Genomic DNA, 15,202 nt, shown 5'->3' with positions numbered 1-15,202 from the left:
CGCTTGAGCGTGCCGGTCTGGGTCATGCGGTTGCGGAAATGGCGGATCGTGTTCTCATCGGGCGTGCGATCGCCGAGCGAGAACCCCAGGAAGCGCATCCAACTCAGGCGGTCCCGGATCATGAACTCTGTGCGGGCATCGGACAGGTTGTGCTGTGCCTGCAGGATCAGGATCTTGAACATGGCCACCGGATCGAACGGCGGCCGACCGCCTTTGCTGCCGTCACTGTAGCCAAGCCCCTCCACCAGCCAGGACCGGAAATACTCGAAATCCACCGTCCGCTCCAAAACCTCGAGCGGATCGCCGTGTTGGCTCAAGGCTTCGAGGTGATCGTTCAGGCTGAAAAGCGAATGCGGGTCCATGATGACGCTCCATGATCGGGCGACATCAATGAATCATGACTGCATCAAAGCCGCCAAGGGTTTTTGCGGACGTCCAGCTTGCGTCGCTCTGGCTATGGTTGTTCCCGTAACGTCCGCGGAACAGGCCATTATTGTTTTGGACGGGTCCGGATCAATGTGGGCCCAAGTCGATGGAACGCCCAGGATTGGCATTGCTCGCGATACCTTGAGCGAAGTGCTTTCCACCCTGCCGGGTGAACTAGAGCTCGGTCTTATGACCTATGGTCACCGCGAAAAGGGAAATTGCGGCGATATCGAGTTGCTGGTGGCGCCTGCTTCTGGGACAGCGGCGGCAATCAATGCGGCTGCAGCGAAAATAAACCCTAAGGGCATGACGCCCCTCAGTGATGCTGTGCGCTTGGCTGCGGAAGAACTGCGCTACACAGAGGATGCCGCAACGGTCATTCTCATTACTGACGGGTTGGAGACCTGTGAGGTTGATCCTTGTGCGCTAGGCAATGAGTTAGAAGCGCAAGGCGTCAATTTCACGACGCACGTTCTGGGCTTTGGTTTGACCGATGAGGAAGGGCGACAAGTCGCCTGTCTAGCGGAGAACACAGGCGGCAAGTATTTCTCGGCTGATGACGGGGCAGGGCTGGTTGATGCGCTCGGCACAGCCGTTGCCGAAGTCGCCCAAGCTCCAGAGCCCGAACCTGCCCCAGTGGAGCATGAGTTTAATCTGGTGCCGCAGGCCGTATTGGCCGAGGGCGTGCCTTATCATAATGAATTGGGTCAGTTGGTCTGGGAGGTGCACGCAGTCGCTGCAACCGGTGTCGGTGAGCGTTTGCAAACCGAATATGACTCAGGGGCTAAGTTCAACGTTGAGCCCGGTGATTACTATCTGCGCGCCACTTTGGGCGGGGCGACGGTCGAGCAGAAAATCAGTGTTGGTGATGGTGAGTTGGCCGAGCCGGTGGTCAATCTGAATGCCGGTTTGGTGAAGGTCCGGGCCGTAACCTCGGAAGGCGAGGTTCCCAATAGCAATACGCAGATCCGCATCTCTTATGGTGATGACAGGTCTACTGAGTTTGGCGAAGGCACTTTCCGGCTTCCAGCAGGACCGCTGGAGATGGAGGTGACCCATGACTCCGTCATCTACACCGAAGAGTTTTCTCTCACTGCGGGTGAAATATTAGAGAAGGACATCAATCTCCACGCGGGCTTTATGGAGGCCACGGCGATCTATGCCGAAGGCGTGGATGTGACCAGCAATCAGCTGCGGTATGGTTTGATGTCGGCCCGTAAATCCATCGACGGACGCCGTGAAGAGATCGACGTGGAATACGATACGTCGGCTAAATTTTATGCAGCGCCAGGGGATTATATCCTAAAAACTGACTTTGAAGCTGTCAGCGTTGAGACCCCTATTACCATAGTCGATGGTGAGCGGCTGGACCTTGTGGTCAATCTCAATGCCGGGGTTGCGGCTTTCACTGCGCCGGGCGTAGAGCGCATGGCCATTTATGAAGCCGGGCTAGGTATCGATGGCACGCGCCGTGAGGTCACCACCAAGTATGACGTCGAATGGCAGTATGCCTTTGCCGAGGGCGACTATGTTGCCGTGGGGCAGTTTGCCGACGACGTTGAATATGAGGTGCCGTTCACTGTTATCGCTGGTGAACGTGTGGAGGTGGAAGTGTCTGAAGCTGCCGCCGCCGCTGCTGGGATTGCCGCTGATCAGCCAGCGTCGTCTGCCCCTGCGGCTGAGCCCACAGAGGGCAAGAAAAAGACGAAATAGATTGGTCGGTTTCAATCTGAGGAGGGCGCTCTATGGGCGCCCTTTTTTTCTGTGTGAGTGGATTAGGACGGCAGTCGAGGCCCGTTTTGGTGTTCGACCGTGCTTTAGTGAGGCCACAGGCGTCTTGGGCAGGGTGGCGTTTGTAGCGGTTGGTTCGCAGGACATGGCGGTGTGCCAGTGTTGCCTTTGGATGGTGCAAGTTTTTGGATTTGCGAATAAAAAAACGGCGCCGCAGGGGCGCCGTTCTGTGATTTTGTCTTGGAAGGGATTAGGCCTTAGCCATTGCCTTCTGAAGGTTTTCGTCGATCGCATCGAGGAAGCCGAGGGTCGAGAGCCATGGCTGATCTGGACCGACGAGTAAGGACAAGTCCTTAGTCATTTTTCCTTCTTCGATGGTGTCGACAACCACCTTTTCCAGAGTCAGCGCGAACTTGGCGAGTTCTGCGTTGTCATCGAGCTTGGCGCGGTGCGCGAGGCCACGGGTCCAAGCGAAGATTGACGCGGTCGAGTTCGTGGAGGTTTCCTTGCCCTGCTGGTGCTGGCGGTAGTGACGGGTCACGGTGCCGTGGGCAGCTTCAGCTTCAACGATCTTGCCATCTGGCGTCGCCAGAACCGAGGTCATCAGGCCGAGCGAGCCGAAGCCCTGTGCCACGATGTCGGACTGCACGTCGCCGTCGTAGTTCTTACAAGCCCAAACATAGCCACCGGACCACTTGAGGGCAGAGGCGACCATGTCGTCGATCAGGCGGTGTTCGTACCAGATCTTGGCAGCTTCGAACTTGTCCTTGAATTCGGCGTCGTAGATTTCCTGGAAGATATCCTTGAAGCGTCCGTCATAGGCCTTGAGAATGGTGTTCTTGGTCGAGAGGTAGACCGGAACGCCACGGGCGAGACCATAGTTGAAGCTCGAGTAAGCGAAATCGCGGATCGAGTCGTCGAGGTTGTACATGGCCATAGCAACGCCAGAACCCGGAGCCTGGAAGACTTCGTGTTCGATGACAGTGCCGTCTTCGCCTGCGAACTTGATGGTCAGCGTGCCCTTGCCTGGGAAGGTGAAGTCGGTGGCGCGGTACTGATCGCCGAAAGCGTGACGGCCAACGATGATTGGCTGGGTCCAGCCTGGAACGAGGCGTGGCACGTTCTTGCAGATGATTGGTTCGCGGAAGATAACGCCGCCCAAGATGTTGCGGATGGTGCCGTTTGGCGACTTCCACATTTTCTTGAGGCCGAATTCTTCGACGCGCTGCTCATCTGGGGTGATGGTCGCGCACTTGATGCCAACGCCGTGCTTCTTGATCGCGTTTGCAGCGTCAATGGTCACCTGATCGTTGGTGGCGTCGCGGTTTTCGACCGACAGATCGTAATATTCGATGTCGAGGTCGAGGTAGGGATGAATGAGCTTGTCTTTAATGGCCTGCCAGATGATGCGGGTCATTTCATCGCCGTCGAGGTCGACGACCGGGTTGGCGACTTTGATCTTGCTCATCGAAAACTCCCTTAAAAGCATGATAGCGGCATCTTAGCCGCGCGTGAGTAAGCCGTATAACATCGGCCAAAGAAAGAGCAAAGTTAGGCTCGGCAAGGGGGCATGCCGAGAAGTCTGTGTTCACTTCGGCGGAAGAATTTGGACTGAGGCGAGGCCCGTTTGCAACCAGAAGGCCAGCGTTTCCTCGTCTTCCAGCACATCGCCGGACACCAGAACGAAGCCGCCCATGGTGCGTCCTGTCATTTCCATGAGCGAAGTGCCTTCGTGTTTGAGCGCTGTTTCCATTCCGCTTTTTCCGACGCGGACGAGCATATTGCCCTCTTTTCCGGCCCAAAGCGCCATGTGACCACCGACCATGAGGGCTGTTCCGCCGAACATTTTCTTGGTCGCGTAGACAAGGCTTGGCGGAATGATTGCGTCCAACCGGTCGAGTAGCTCTTGCATGGCCATGCTCATGGCGCAGCTTTCTCGGGATAGGTTTCGTGGATGGGCAGGTCTTCTTGCAGCCAGTCCCAAGCTTGGCGGCTGCGTCCGAAAAGTAGGTGTTTGGGCTTAAACCACTGATTATTGCCTGCGAAAATACCGACAGGTAGGATGCTGACGCCCGGAGCGCGAGAACTTTGGGCGTGGAGTGTGGTGCCGCACATCGGGCAGAATTGGCGCGTGAACCGCGCGCCTGAGGCGGCGTTACGGGTATAGGGCTTGGTTTTGCCGGTGAAGGAAATATCGTCTGCTGCCAAGAGCGCTATGCTGCTATGGCCGGTGCCAGTGACTGTCTGACAGTTCAGACAGGCACAGGTGAACATGGAAAGGATGCGACCGCTCGCCCTGACCGTGACAGCCCCGCAGTCGCAGCGTCCATTGGCTTCTACTATGGCATTATGCTGTACATCTTGTGGCATCTGGATAGGCTTGCATTTGGCATTTCGTGGCGCAAGGGGCCAAAAGTGCCAAAAGTTTTGAGCAGTGGGAAGGCGCCAATGGCGTGATAAAGCTCATGGATTTTCACCTACACTCGCCTCTTGAGACTGAGCGTCTGGTGTTGCGACATTTTTCGCGCCGGGACGCTGATGCAATGTTTGCGTATCGCGGACGTGAGGACGTGGCGCAGTATCTGATGGATGAGGCGCTGACCCGTGAAGAATGCGCGCTGGCTATCCAGCAGAGGATAAATCATGTGCATTTGGATAAGGTCGATAGTCGGCTGACGCTGGCAGTCGAGACACGCGATGGGCCCCTCGTGGGCGAGGTGTGTCTTATCCTGCGTAATGTTGAAGCGCGTCAGGGAGAAATTGGCTGGATTTTCCATCCCGATCATCAGGGCAAGGGCTACGCCAGCGAAGCGTGCCGTGTGCTGTTGGCTCTTGCCTTTCAAAGCGCCGAACTGCACCGCGTTTTTGCCCGTTGCGATGCTGCTAACACCCCATCGTGGCGCTTGATGGAGCGCTTGGGGATGCGGAAGGAAGCCCATTTCATCGAGCACGGCTTGTTCAAAGGGCGTTGGGATGAGGAACTGTATTACGCCATACTGAGCCGTGAGTGGGTCGCGCAAAATCAAGGCTCTAAGACGCTATTATAGGAGACAATATTTCGGGAACCGCGAGCACCTCACGCCGTTCAACGGGCAAGTGCTGATATTTCACTCAACTGAAAGGGACCCGAGGATGTCGACTTTGCGTTTTCCGATTGAAACTGCTCATCTGATCTTACGCCCCTTTGAGCGCGCGGACGTGAAGGCCGTGTCGCGCTATCACGCTCTGCCAACGCTTGCCCGCTATTTGGAGCGCCCGTCTCGATATGCGGGAGACGAGGCCGACGCGGTCGAGCTGATGCGTAAGCAAACCGATCTGGTGCGGCCCGGTGATGTGCTCACCCTGGCGCTGTGCCGCAAGGGTGATGAGCGGCTGATTGGGCAGGTTAGCTTGCGTTGGTATGATGCCATGGCGCGTCAGGGCGAAATGACATTTGCGATTGAGCCGACCATGAGTGGGCAAGGTTATTTGACGCAGGCTTTGTCGACCATGTTCGAATTGGGGTTCGACCATTTCAATATGCATCGTATCGTGGTGCGCAGTGATGCACGGTCCCACAACACCGTGAAATTGCTGCAGAAACTGGGTATGCGCCTTGAAGCGCATTACCGTGAGCACGCTCTTTATCAAGGCGATTGGGACGAAGAAATGCACTTCGCACTGCTCGACCGCGATTGGCGTCCGGCTACAAAAATCGTGCAATTACCGGTGCGTGGCCGCGTCGCTTGATTTGCCCCTAGCCAGCAATTGCGATATGCCGCCCAGACTTTCTAGGATGGGCGGCACATGGCAGGCACGGACAGTTCTCAACCGATCAACTACGCACCAACTCCGGCGATCATTTTGTGTGAGCCTCAGTTGGGAGAAAACATCGGTTCGGCCGCGCGTGCCATGGCCAATTTCGGCTTGTGGGACTTGCGCCTTGTCCGCCCCCGCGATGGCTGGCCCAATGAAAAGGCTATTGTTGCGGCGTCGAAGGCTGACCACGTGCTGGAACGCGTGACGGTTTATGAAACTCTTGAAGAAGCTATTGCCGATTTGACGCTGGTCTATGCGACCACTGCGCGTTCGCGCGATATGCAAAAAGAAGTCTATGGGCCGGAAGAAGCCTCGGCGACAATGGCGACCCATATTCGCAAGGGCGAAAAGGTCGGCTTGCTGTTTGGACGTGAGCGTTGGGGACTGCTCAATGATGAAGTCGCGCTGGCTGACGCCATTGTGACGCTGCCGGTTGAAGCGGCATTTGCCTCCCTCAACATTGCCCAGGCAGTCTTGCTGATGAGCTACGAGTTCCGTCGCACCAGCGAAGAAGGCAAGGCCCTGCCGTTTGGCGATGGGCTGCATGAGCCTGCGCCACGCAACGAACTGGTGGGGCTGATGGAGCATCTGGAAACCGTTTTGGAAGGGTCGGGGTTCTTCACCGCGCCTGACAAAAAGCCCAGCGTGATCACCAATCTGCGTACGGCGCTGACGCGTGGTCGCTTTACGAGCCAAGAAATCCGCACCCTGCGGGGCGTGATCTCCTCCATTGATCGTCGCCATGAGCGGCCGAACCCCAATCGGCAGAAGTCGCAGAAAGACGAGTGAGCTAGAGTTCACGCTCTATTTGGTCTTTGACGGCGTGGGGGCAAAGTGCGATGCAGTGTACTCATGAGTACGCACGCCCCCTCTGAGCCCTCCAAGCTCGCTTTTACTTATATCGGTTTCCGCTTTTTCTGGCTGACGACATTGCTCGTCAGCTTTTCCGTTCAGATCATGTCGGTCTCGATTGCGTGGCACATTTATGATGTGACAGGCAATGCGTTGCTGCTTGGGCTTGTCGGGCTGGCGCTGTTTTTGCCGGCGCTGGTTTTGATGCTGGTGACCGGGCTGACGGCGGACCGGTTTAGTCGACGCCGTATCATGGCCATTTGTTTGGCCGTTGAGCTCTTATGCGCACTGAGCTTTTTGGTGCTGACAGGGGGAAACAGCGACGAGGTCTGGCCGATGTTCGTTGTGCTGGTGTTTTTGGGCACGGCGCGGGCGTTCTGGGGACCGGCGGCGCAGTCTCTGGCGCCGAACCTTGTACCATCTGAGGCGCTCTCGAACGCGATCACAGTCAACGCTTCGGCCTGGCAATTCGCCTCCATCACCGGACCAGCCTTGGGTGGCTTGCTCTATGGGATGGGGCCGGCCTTCGCTTTCGGGACAGCGGCACTGCTTTTGGCCGGTGGTATGATCACTGTGATGCTGATCCTCAAGCCTGCGCAGCATAAGGCAGGGCAGGCGACGAGCCTTGAGACCATTTTCGGCGGCTTTCGCTACATATTTTCGAACAAGGTCGTGTTGGGCGCGATCTCGCTCGATATGTTCGCGGTGTTGATGGGTGGGGCCTATGCGCTGCTGCCGATCTATACCAAGGATATTTTGCATGCGGGCCCAGTGGAGCTGGGGTTGCTGCGCGCGTCGCCGGGGATCGGGGCCATTGCGATGGCTCTCTACCTCACGCGGTTCCCGATCCGTGATCATGCCGGGAAGTTGCTGTTTTTGTTTGTTGGGCTGTTTGGCCTGTTTACGGTGATTTTTGGTCTGTCTTCGACCGTGTGGCTTTCGATCCCGGCTCTCATATTGGTCGGAGCCTCGGACATGGTCAGCGTGACCATTCGCGAAACCATCATGCAGCTGTGGACGCCCGAAGAGGTGCGTGGTCGCGTCAATGCCGTGAATTCGGTGTTTATCGGTGCGTCCAATGAGCTGGGCGAGTTCCGGGCCGGGACTGTGGCGCATTTCATTGGGGCTGTGCCAGCGGTGGTGATCGGCGGGTTTGGGGCCATGGCAATTGCCGTGATCTGGAGCCGGGTCTTTCCGCAATTGCGTGAGCAGCGGCAGATCAACAAGCGCATGGTGTAACATGTGCGCGAAAAGCGACGGCGCTGGCGGAAGATTGCCGCGTTTTCCGGCGCTTTGGGTTGACTCTTGGGGAGTCGGTCAATAAACACCGGCTCACCTATCCCGCCCTTCGGGGCTATAGGCGCACCCGGGATTCTCGCAAGGGAGTCTGTCGGCCTTGTGCAAGCAAGGCAAAGGAGGGCGCGAAACCTTCAACTCTCTACGAGAAGGATACGCGATGTCGAAGCGTCATTCCGTTAAGTACAAGATCGATCGTCGTCTTGGCGAAAACATCTGGGGCCGCCCAAAGTCCCCGCTGAACACCCGTGCATATGGCCCAGGCCAGCATGGTCAGCGTCGCAAGGGCAAGCTCTCCGACTACGGCCTACAGCTCCGCGCTAAGCAGAAGCTCAAGGGCTACTACGCTTCCATCACCGAAAAGGGCTTCCGTCGTCTTTATGACGAAGCAGCTCGTCGCAAGGGCGATACCGGTGAAAACCTAATCGGTCTGCTGGAAAGCCGTCTGGACGCGATCGTGTATCGCGCGAAGTTCGTTGCTACTCCATTCGCAGCTCGTCAGTTCGTGAACCACGGCCACATTCTGGTCAACGGTAAGCGCGTCAACATTCCTTCCTACCAGGTCAAGGTTGGTGACAAGATCGAAGTTCGTGAGCGCTCCAAGCAGCTCACCGTTCTGCTCGAAGCTGTTCAGCTTGCTGAACGCGACGTTCCAGATTACGTCGATGTTGACCACCACAAGATGACTGCGACCTACGTGCGCGTTCCGGCTCTGTCGGACGTTCCGTATCCAGTTCAGATGGAACCAAACCTGGTCGTCGAATTCTACTCGCGTTAATCCGCGTTTCGAATTTTTCGATACGAAAAGGGTCGCTCTTCGGAGCGGCCCTTTTTTTTGTTTTTTTGGGGGGTGCGTTTACCCCCACCTAGCCTCCCCCTGAGGAGGGGGAGGGATTGGATCGCGTATGTTGGGGGGACGTGCTGTACCCCCACCCGGCCTCCCCCTGATAGGGGGAGGGGAAGGCAGTGTTGGTGGGGAGAGGCGGGTTTGAACTCGGTCTGCTCCTCCCCCGCCTGCGGGGGAGGTTGGGTGGGGGACCTGACTACGACCGCCAATAAAAAAGCCGCCCCAGGGGGCGGCTTTGATTGCTTAGGTCGTTGCGCCGGAGACGCTTACCTTGATTGGCTCTTGGTCGTTCGGGATGTGGCTCTCGAACTGACGCAAGCGCATGATGACCGATTGCAGCTCCACGATGACCGTCCAAGCGCGGGCGAAGAACTGGAAGGAGCTGAACACCTGCCCGAAGGCGATCTGGATCTGCTGGTAGAGGCCCATTGTGAGGGTACCTGCCAGGATCGAGGGGGCCATCACCAAGAGCGGCACATAGCCGATGACTTGGTTGTAGCCGTAGCGGGTCAGATTGAAGTAGGTGTAGTGGAAATAGAGGCGGAAGTAGTTCTTCTGCACGCCCGCAAAGAGCTCACGGATGGTCGCGGGTTGGGCGCGATCGGCTTGATCTTCGCCGAGAACGAGTTCCTTACGATAGGCCGCTTCAACGCGCTGGTTGGCGAAGTTGAGGCCTGGCAGCTTAATCCCAACGACAGCAAGCAACGCTGTGCCAGCTGCTGCGCCGACCAAGGCGACCCATACCAGACCACCGGGAACGTCGCCGAAGAGTGGCAATTCGCTGATGTTTGCGGAGAGCGTCCAAAGCAGGGGGAGGAAGACGACGAGCGTAATCAAGCTGTCGAAGAACGCGGTGCCGAGATCTTCCATGATCTGGGCAAAGCGCATGGTGTCTTCTTGAACACGCTGCGCCGCGCCTTCGGTTTGGCGGATCTTTGGCCAATGGGCCATGTAGTAGAAGTTCATCGCCTTGCGCCAACGGAAGACGTAGTGCGAGGTGTAGAATGCGAGCAGAACCGACACCAGTACACTGGGGAGCGCAACCAATAAAATGGTGCCAACGAGGCCGTAGAGCTGGTCGGCCGAGACCGATCCGGGTTGCGTGAGCGCAAGCTGGATGGTGTTAAAGAATGAGCCGGACCATTCGTTGACGAAGGCCGATACCTGCACTTGGAAATAGATGATCAGCAGGATGACTGTGGTGGATACGACTGACCACCAATACCAATCATTGCGCTGGTAGAAATACCAGAAGACGCAGAAGATCAGGGCTGTGATCAACACGAACTGATAGAGCCAGACGCGATCACCGTTTAGGAAATCGAGCTTGGCACCAGCTTCCGCGGCGGCGGTTGGGTTCGGGGCGGGTTCGGTGGCGTCTCCGGCCTCGGCGGTCGTCGTGGCTACAGCGTCGGGTGCAGCGGTTTCTGTCGCAGCCGTTTGAGCAGTGGTTGGGGCAGTCGTAGCCTCGATTGCGACCGGATGGGTGAAGCGATCAATGCTGATATAGGGTCGGATCGCATCGCCAACGGTGAACCAGATCACGACGGCGGCGAGAAGCCATAGCGCGGCAGAGCCGAAAAACAGTTTGGGTACGGGGAAAAAAGACCGAAACACCGAAATCTCCCGAGGTGTTCAATATTGCCTTATCTAGAGGCGAAACGCAGATTCACACAAGTTACACTGCGGTAAGTAAGTGCGTTCACGAGTTTGCCTTTCCCTTTCAATTCCGGGCTATCGGCGGTATCAGCAAGCTCATGTCTGATGAAGAGAGTTTTGCCAATGTCCGCGGTGATGGAAGCCCAAGCTACGCTGGATGAGGATGCTGATACCGGTATCCATCCCATCTTCGCTAAAGCGCCGCGTTCGGTGGAATTTAACAAGCTGCGTAAGCGCCTCATTCGCAATACTCGCGAAGCGCTTGAGAAGTTCGCCATGGTCCGTCCGGGCGAGAAGTGGCTGATTGCGCTGTCGGGCGGCAAGGATAGCTATGGGCTTTTGGCGCTGCTGCTCGACCTCAAGGCGCGCGGCATGCTGCCGGTTGAGCTGTTGGCGTGCAATCTCGACCAAGGGCAGCCGAATTTCCCGAAGCACATCCTGCCAGCGTTCTTGAGCGAATTGGGCATTGAGCACCGTATCGAATACAAGGACACCTATTCGATTGTGACCGATAAGCTGCCGCAGGGAGCAACCTATTGTTCGCTGTGCTCGCGCTTACGGCGCGGCAATCTTTATCGTATCGCACGTGAAGAGGGGTGTACGGCGCTGGTGCTGGGGCACCATCGCGACGACAGCCTCGAAACCTTTTTCATGAACATGTTCCATGGCGGCAAGCTGGCGGCGATGCCAGCGAAGCTGGTCAATGACGAGGGCGACCTCGAAGTTCTGCGTCCGCTGATTTTCTGTGCGGAAGAGGATTTGCAAAAGTTCTCCGACCACATGCAGTTCCCGATTATTCCATGCGACCTGTGCGGTTCGCAGGATGGGTTGGAGCGCAATGCGATGAAGGCCATGCTCACCGATATTGAAAAGCGTATGCCGGGCCGTAAGGATACGATGATCCGGGCCATGGGCAATATCAATGCCAGCCATATGCTGGATACGCGCCTGTTTGATTTTGCGTCCCTTGCTGCTCAGCAGAAAGTTGCCGAATGAACATCGACCGTCTCGCCGCGATTTTGAAACAAGCCGCACAGCAGGAAATCCTGCCGCGGTTCCGCAAACTCGATGAGGGCGCGGTACAGACCAAAACCAGCGCTTTTGATCTGGTGACCGAGGCGGACGTCAACGCCGAGCGCGTGATTACGGCGGCGATCAATGAGCATTCGCCGCGCCATATTGTGATTGGCGAAGAAGCGGTCTCGGCCAATGCGGCGCTGCTCAAAACCAACTTCGAGGATCGAGTCGTGATTTACGTCGATCCCGTTGATGGAACGGCTAATTTCGTTGGTGGGTTGCCATTGTTTGCGGTCATGGCTGGCGTGGTGCAGAACGGGGAAACCGTCGCGGGCGTGATCTATGATCCGATGGGCGATGATTTCGTTATGGCGGAGCGCGGGTGTGGCGCTTGGCAGGTGTTTCCCGATGGTCGTCGCAAGCGTCTGAAATATGCCGATCCAGTGCCGGTTTCAGAAATGGGCGGGCTGACTTCAACGACCTACATTCCAGAACCACACCGTCGCGAGGTGTTGGGCAATCTTAGCCTTGTGAAGGTGATCGCCAATTATCGCTGCGCGGGCCATGAGTATCGCCTTGCTGCCGATGGCCACGTGCACTTCCAGATGTACAACAAGACCATGCCTTGGGATCACGTGGCGGGTTCGTTGATTGTCGAGGAAGCGGGCGCGCATGTGGCCAAGCTGGATGGTTCGCCCTATCGCGCAGCAGACCTTGATGGTGGGCTGCTCATCGCGCCTGACAAGGACAGCTGGCAGGCGCTGCGCCGCGAGGTCTTTACCTTCTAAAGCGCAAGATGATCCGAGAATAAAGAAAAGGCCGGGTACTGTAGTGCGCCCGGCCTTTTTGGTTCTTAGTGTTCCGAGATGACCGGCTCGGCATTCGCATATTGCTCGCCGACGCCAAAAAGCTTGCCCTTTTCGGCGATGAGCACGCAGACCAGTGCCATAACGCCCATGGTGAAGTAGCCCGCTGCTACGTTGAGCGCAGAGTGGTTGAACATCTGGCCGATCACCATGCCCATCAAAGCCCCACCAACGGTTTGGATGAAGGCGAAGGTGGCGGCGGCCGTGCCTGCGACGGCGCCCAATGGCTCCATCGAAAGCGAGTTCATGTTCGAGCTGGTCCAGCCGAACGAGAACATGATGATCGCCAGAAGCGGATAGAAAACGACAAAGGGCAGATTGTTGGTCAGGGCCAGAATGGTCATGACGGCACCGAAGGTGGTGTAGACCAAGATGGCACCATGGGCGAGGCGACGCATGCCCATGCGCCGGACGACGCGAGAGTTGGTGAAGGACGAGACAGCCATGAGGGCGCCGATGCCGGCGAAGGCAGCGGTGAACCACAGGCCAAGCCCATAGACTTCGACGTAAACCTGTTGGGCCGAGGAGATGAACCCCATGAGCGCGCCGAACAGGAACATGCCCGCGAGGCCATAGAAGAACGCCGTGCGGTTTGTGCAGACGATGCGGAAGCCAGAGGCGATGCTCTTGATGCTGAGCGGACGGCGTTTGTCTTCGCTGAGCGTCTCATCGAGCTTGAAATAGCCCCAGATCATGATGGCCAAGGCCAGCACGCCCATGAAGATAAAGATGTTCTGCCATGGGCCGGTGAGGAGAAGTACCTGACCAATGCTTGGGGCAATGATGGGGATCGCCATGAAGACCATGAAGGTCAGAGACATGACCTCGGCCATTTCGCGGCCAGAATACTTGTCACGAACAATGGCGGTGCAGATTACGCGCGCGCTGGCGGCGCCCATGCCCTGAACGAAGCGCAGCACCAAGAGAGTCGTAAAATCCTGCGCAAAGGCGGCAGCAATGGCGGCGATGATGTAGACGGTGATGCCAGCAAACAGAGGAATGCGGCGGCCAAAGCGGTCGGTCAGCGGGCCGAATGCCAGAACGGCGATGCCCATTCCGAGGGTGTAGGAGGTGACGACGAACTGCCGTTCGTTCTCGCTGACAACCCCTAGGGCTTCGCCCATATAGGGCAGGGCGGGCAACATGACGTCGACAGCAATAGCGTTCATCGTCATCAGTGCCGCTATGAGGGCAATGAAGTGCGGGCGCGAAATCGCGCGCGATATCCGATCTGTCATTATCAATACCTAGAGGTCGGCGAGGAGTAGCCGACGATTAGAAACGCGCGGACCATGAACCCGTTGCCAGCTTTTGGCAAGGCAACGGGCGAAATGGTGTGATTAATGTTGCATCGCGGTTTTGACCGCGAAATTTTTGTCTTTGATCTCGTTGATCGGGATGTGGACCGCAGCGGAGGCCAGGCCGAGCAGAATGCCGAGATACCACATCAGGTCATAGGCACCGGTCAGATCATAAACCAGACCGCCCAGCCAGACGCCGAAGAAGGAACCGATCTGGTGGCTGAGGAAGGCAATGCCATAGAGCATGCCCATGTAACGTGGGCCGAAGAAGAGGGTCACGAGCCCAGCCGTGAGCGGGACAGTGGAAAGCCAAAGTAGGCCCATGACTGCGCCGAAGATGTAGGCGCTGATTTCCGTGACGGGCAGGAAAACGAACCCCGCAATGGCGAGCGCGCGGAGGAAGTAGATGAGCGCAAGGAGGAGCTGCTTGGGCAGGCGTGAACCGAGCCAGCCTGAGAGGAGCGAGCCCGCGACGTTGAAGAGGCCGATAACGGCGATTGCCCAGCTGCCCACTTCTGGCGAAAGGCCACATTCGACCAGATAGGCCGGCATGTGAACGCCGATAAAGGCGAGGTGGAAGCCGCAAACAAAGAAGCCAATGACCAGAAGGCGATAGGAGCCATAGCCCCAAGCGCGCGACAGGGCCTGCATGAACTTCATATCGGCTTCGCCCGGAACGGACTCAGCGCGACCACGCAGTGCGCTGGAGAGCGGGATGATGAGCAAGAGGATCAGTGCGATCCAGACAAGAGCCATCTGCCAGCCGAAGGCAGAGATGAAGCCCTGACCGAGCGGGGCGAAAATGAACTGGCCTGCCGAGCTTGCTGCGGTGGCAATACCAAAAACAAAGCTGCGCTTTTCGGCGGGGACCACACGGCCGAAGGCGGCCATGACAACACCAAATGAGGCCACGGCGATACCGACGCCGGTGATGATGCCGGTGGTGAGGGTGAGGCTGAGAATGTCTGGAGAGAAGGCCATGCCCAGAACGCCGGCGGCGTAGATCAGCCCGCCAAAGGCAAGTACGCGGGCAGAGCCATATTTATCGGCCATTGCTCCGGCGAAGGGCTGGGTGAGGCCCCAAGCCAAGTTCTGTATCGCCATGGCCATGCCCCACTCCTGACGGGTGAGGCCGAGATCTTCCGTGATGGGCAGGGTGAACAGTCCAAAGGCGCCACGCGTGCCGAAACCAATAGCGGCAATAATGCAGCCCGCCAGAATAATGATGGGCAGAGGGAAATTGAGACGTGGAGCAGATGCGGACGCGAACATGACTCACCTATTTGTGCGCGGCGACGCTACGCCTAAGGCGAGATCACGAAAAGCAATAATAAATCATGGGCTGCATCACGAACTGTGATGACTTGACGTTTTGGGCATTTGGCACGACATGGCAGGGGACTGCATGA

At 57.4% G+C, this 15,202-nt stretch carries 15 protein-coding genes; 8 read left to right on the top strand and 7 right to left on the bottom strand.

The window, feature by feature from the left end; all coding sequences use genetic code 11:
* The coding region (locus tag HKD40_RS07310) for a transposase (protein WP_169195075.1) at nucleotides 1–362 on the bottom strand (362 nt) is incomplete at its 3' end.
* 28 nt (nucleotides 363–390) lie between these two features.
* Here HKD40_RS07310 and HKD40_RS07305 point away from each other — a divergent pair.
* Nucleotides 391–2,139: a VWA domain-containing protein gene (locus HKD40_RS07305; RefSeq protein WP_210257044.1), complete on the top strand. Its 1,749-nt coding sequence runs from the start codon at nucleotides 391–393 to the stop codon at nucleotides 2,137–2,139.
* A 268-nt stretch (nucleotides 2,140–2,407) separates the two neighbouring features.
* On the opposite strand, the gene HKD40_RS07300 is transcribed toward HKD40_RS07305, so the two are convergent.
* The 3 genes from HKD40_RS07300 to HKD40_RS07290 form a co-directional block, all read right to left on the bottom strand.
* A complete protein-coding gene (locus HKD40_RS07300; protein WP_169195073.1) occupies nucleotides 2,408–3,625 on the bottom strand; it encodes an NADP-dependent isocitrate dehydrogenase in 1,218 nt (405 codons plus the stop codon).
* Between the two features lie 120 nt (nucleotides 3,626–3,745).
* Nucleotides 3,746–4,081: a TfoX/Sxy family protein gene (locus tag HKD40_RS07295; protein WP_169195072.1), complete on the bottom strand. Its 336-nt coding sequence runs from the start codon at nucleotides 4,079–4,081 to the stop codon at nucleotides 3,746–3,748.
* Nucleotides 4,078–4,431 (bottom strand): GFA family protein, encoded by a 354-nt coding sequence (locus HKD40_RS07290; protein WP_169195071.1) that lies wholly within the window; start codon nucleotides 4,429–4,431, stop codon nucleotides 4,078–4,080. The genes HKD40_RS07295 and HKD40_RS07290 overlap by 4 nt, the downstream gene beginning before the upstream one ends.
* A 191-nt stretch (nucleotides 4,432–4,622) precedes the next feature.
* Here HKD40_RS07290 and HKD40_RS07285 point away from each other — a divergent pair, with 191 nt between their 5' ends.
* The 5 genes from HKD40_RS07285 to rpsD all read left to right on the top strand — a co-directional run bounded on the left by HKD40_RS07285 (nucleotide 4,623) and on the right by rpsD (nucleotide 8,881).
* Nucleotides 4,623–5,204: a GNAT family protein gene (locus HKD40_RS07285; RefSeq protein WP_169195070.1), complete on the top strand. Its 582-nt coding sequence runs from the start codon at nucleotides 4,623–4,625 to the stop codon at nucleotides 5,202–5,204.
* A 94-nt stretch (nucleotides 5,205–5,298) separates the two neighbouring features.
* Nucleotides 5,299–5,886 (top strand): GNAT family protein, encoded by a 588-nt coding sequence (locus HKD40_RS07280; protein ID WP_169195069.1) that lies wholly within the window; start codon nucleotides 5,299–5,301, stop codon nucleotides 5,884–5,886.
* A gap of 57 nt (nucleotides 5,887–5,943) precedes the next feature.
* Nucleotides 5,944–6,744 (top strand): RNA methyltransferase, encoded by an 801-nt coding sequence (locus HKD40_RS07275; RefSeq protein WP_169195068.1) that lies wholly within the window; start codon nucleotides 5,944–5,946, stop codon nucleotides 6,742–6,744.
* 63 nt (nucleotides 6,745–6,807) lie between these two features.
* Nucleotides 6,808–8,046, top strand: coding sequence for an MFS transporter (locus HKD40_RS07270; protein ID WP_169195067.1), 1,239 nt, complete (start codon nucleotides 6,808–6,810; stop codon nucleotides 8,044–8,046).
* A 217-nt stretch (nucleotides 8,047–8,263) separates the two neighbouring features.
* Nucleotides 8,264–8,881 (top strand): 30S ribosomal protein S4, encoded by a 618-nt coding sequence (gene rpsD / locus HKD40_RS07265; RefSeq protein WP_169195066.1) that lies wholly within the window; start codon nucleotides 8,264–8,266, stop codon nucleotides 8,879–8,881.
* Between the two features lie 312 nt (nucleotides 8,882–9,193).
* Here rpsD and HKD40_RS07260 read toward each other — a convergent pair whose 3' ends face one another.
* On the bottom strand, nucleotides 9,194–10,567 hold the full coding sequence (locus HKD40_RS07260) for an SbmA/BacA-like family transporter (protein WP_169195065.1): 1,374 nt from the start codon (nucleotides 10,565–10,567) through the stop codon (nucleotides 9,194–9,196).
* Between the two features lie 177 nt (nucleotides 10,568–10,744).
* On the opposite strand from HKD40_RS07260, the gene ttcA reads away from it, so the two are divergent.
* Both ttcA and HKD40_RS07250 read left to right on the top strand, forming a co-directional pair.
* Complete coding sequence (gene ttcA / locus HKD40_RS07255) at nucleotides 10,745–11,605, top strand: tRNA 2-thiocytidine(32) synthetase TtcA (protein ID WP_169195088.1); 861 nt, start codon at nucleotides 10,745–10,747, stop codon at nucleotides 11,603–11,605.
* On the top strand, nucleotides 11,602–12,414 hold the full coding sequence (locus tag HKD40_RS07250; RefSeq protein ID WP_169195064.1) for an inositol monophosphatase family protein: 813 nt from the start codon (nucleotides 11,602–11,604) through the stop codon (nucleotides 12,412–12,414). Before ttcA ends, HKD40_RS07250 begins: the two co-directional genes overlap by 4 nt.
* Nucleotides 12,415–12,479: 65 nt before the next feature.
* On the opposite strand, the gene HKD40_RS07245 is transcribed toward HKD40_RS07250, so the two are convergent.
* Together HKD40_RS07245 and HKD40_RS07240 are read right to left on the bottom strand one after the other, a co-directional pair.
* Entirely contained in the window at nucleotides 12,480–13,730 is a 1,251-nt protein-coding gene (locus tag HKD40_RS07245; protein ID WP_210257043.1) for a multidrug effflux MFS transporter, read from the bottom strand.
* Between the two features lie 102 nt (nucleotides 13,731–13,832).
* Nucleotides 13,833–15,065: an MFS transporter gene (locus HKD40_RS07240; protein ID WP_169195063.1), complete on the bottom strand. Its 1,233-nt coding sequence runs from the start codon at nucleotides 15,063–15,065 to the stop codon at nucleotides 13,833–13,835.
* Nucleotides 15,066–15,202 lie beyond the last annotated feature (137 nt).

This window comes from Devosia sp. MC1541, from assembly GCF_012847305.1.
In the GTDB taxonomy this organism is placed as follows: Bacteria; Pseudomonadota; Alphaproteobacteria; order Rhizobiales; family Devosiaceae; genus Devosia.
This window is presented reverse-complemented; position numbering and strand designations above follow the sequence as displayed.

Excerpts from the sequence above, each read along its gene's own strand:
- HKD40_RS07305 (WP_210257044.1), top strand. The coding sequence starts at position 391 with ATGAATCATGACTGCATCAAAGCCGCCAAGGGTTTTTGCGGACGTCCA.
- HKD40_RS07300 (WP_169195073.1), bottom strand. The coding sequence starts at position 3,625 with ATGAGCAAGATCAAAGTCGCCAACCCGGTCGTCGACCTCGACGGCGAT.
- HKD40_RS07295 (WP_169195072.1), bottom strand. The coding sequence starts at position 4,081 with ATGAGCATGGCCATGCAAGAGCTACTCGACCGGTTGGACGCAATCATT.
- HKD40_RS07290 (WP_169195071.1), bottom strand. The coding sequence starts at position 4,431 with ATGTTCACCTGTGCCTGTCTGAACTGTCAGACAGTCACTGGCACCGGC.
- HKD40_RS07285 (WP_169195070.1), top strand. The coding sequence starts at position 4,623 with ATGGATTTTCACCTACACTCGCCTCTTGAGACTGAGCGTCTGGTGTTG.
- HKD40_RS07275 (WP_169195068.1), top strand. The coding sequence starts at position 5,944 with ATGGCAGGCACGGACAGTTCTCAACCGATCAACTACGCACCAACTCCG.
- HKD40_RS07270 (WP_169195067.1), top strand. The coding sequence starts at position 6,808 with ATGAGTACGCACGCCCCCTCTGAGCCCTCCAAGCTCGCTTTTACTTAT.
- rpsD (WP_169195066.1), top strand. The coding sequence starts at position 8,264 with ATGTCGAAGCGTCATTCCGTTAAGTACAAGATCGATCGTCGTCTTGGC.
- ttcA (WP_169195088.1), top strand. The coding sequence starts at position 10,745 with ATGGAAGCCCAAGCTACGCTGGATGAGGATGCTGATACCGGTATCCAT.
- HKD40_RS07250 (WP_169195064.1), top strand. The coding sequence starts at position 11,602 with ATGAACATCGACCGTCTCGCCGCGATTTTGAAACAAGCCGCACAGCAG.
- HKD40_RS07245 (WP_210257043.1), bottom strand. The coding sequence starts at position 13,730 with ATGACAGATCGGATATCGCGCGCGATTTCGCGCCCGCACTTCATTGCC.
- HKD40_RS07240 (WP_169195063.1), bottom strand. The coding sequence starts at position 15,065 with ATGTTCGCGTCCGCATCTGCTCCACGTCTCAATTTCCCTCTGCCCATC.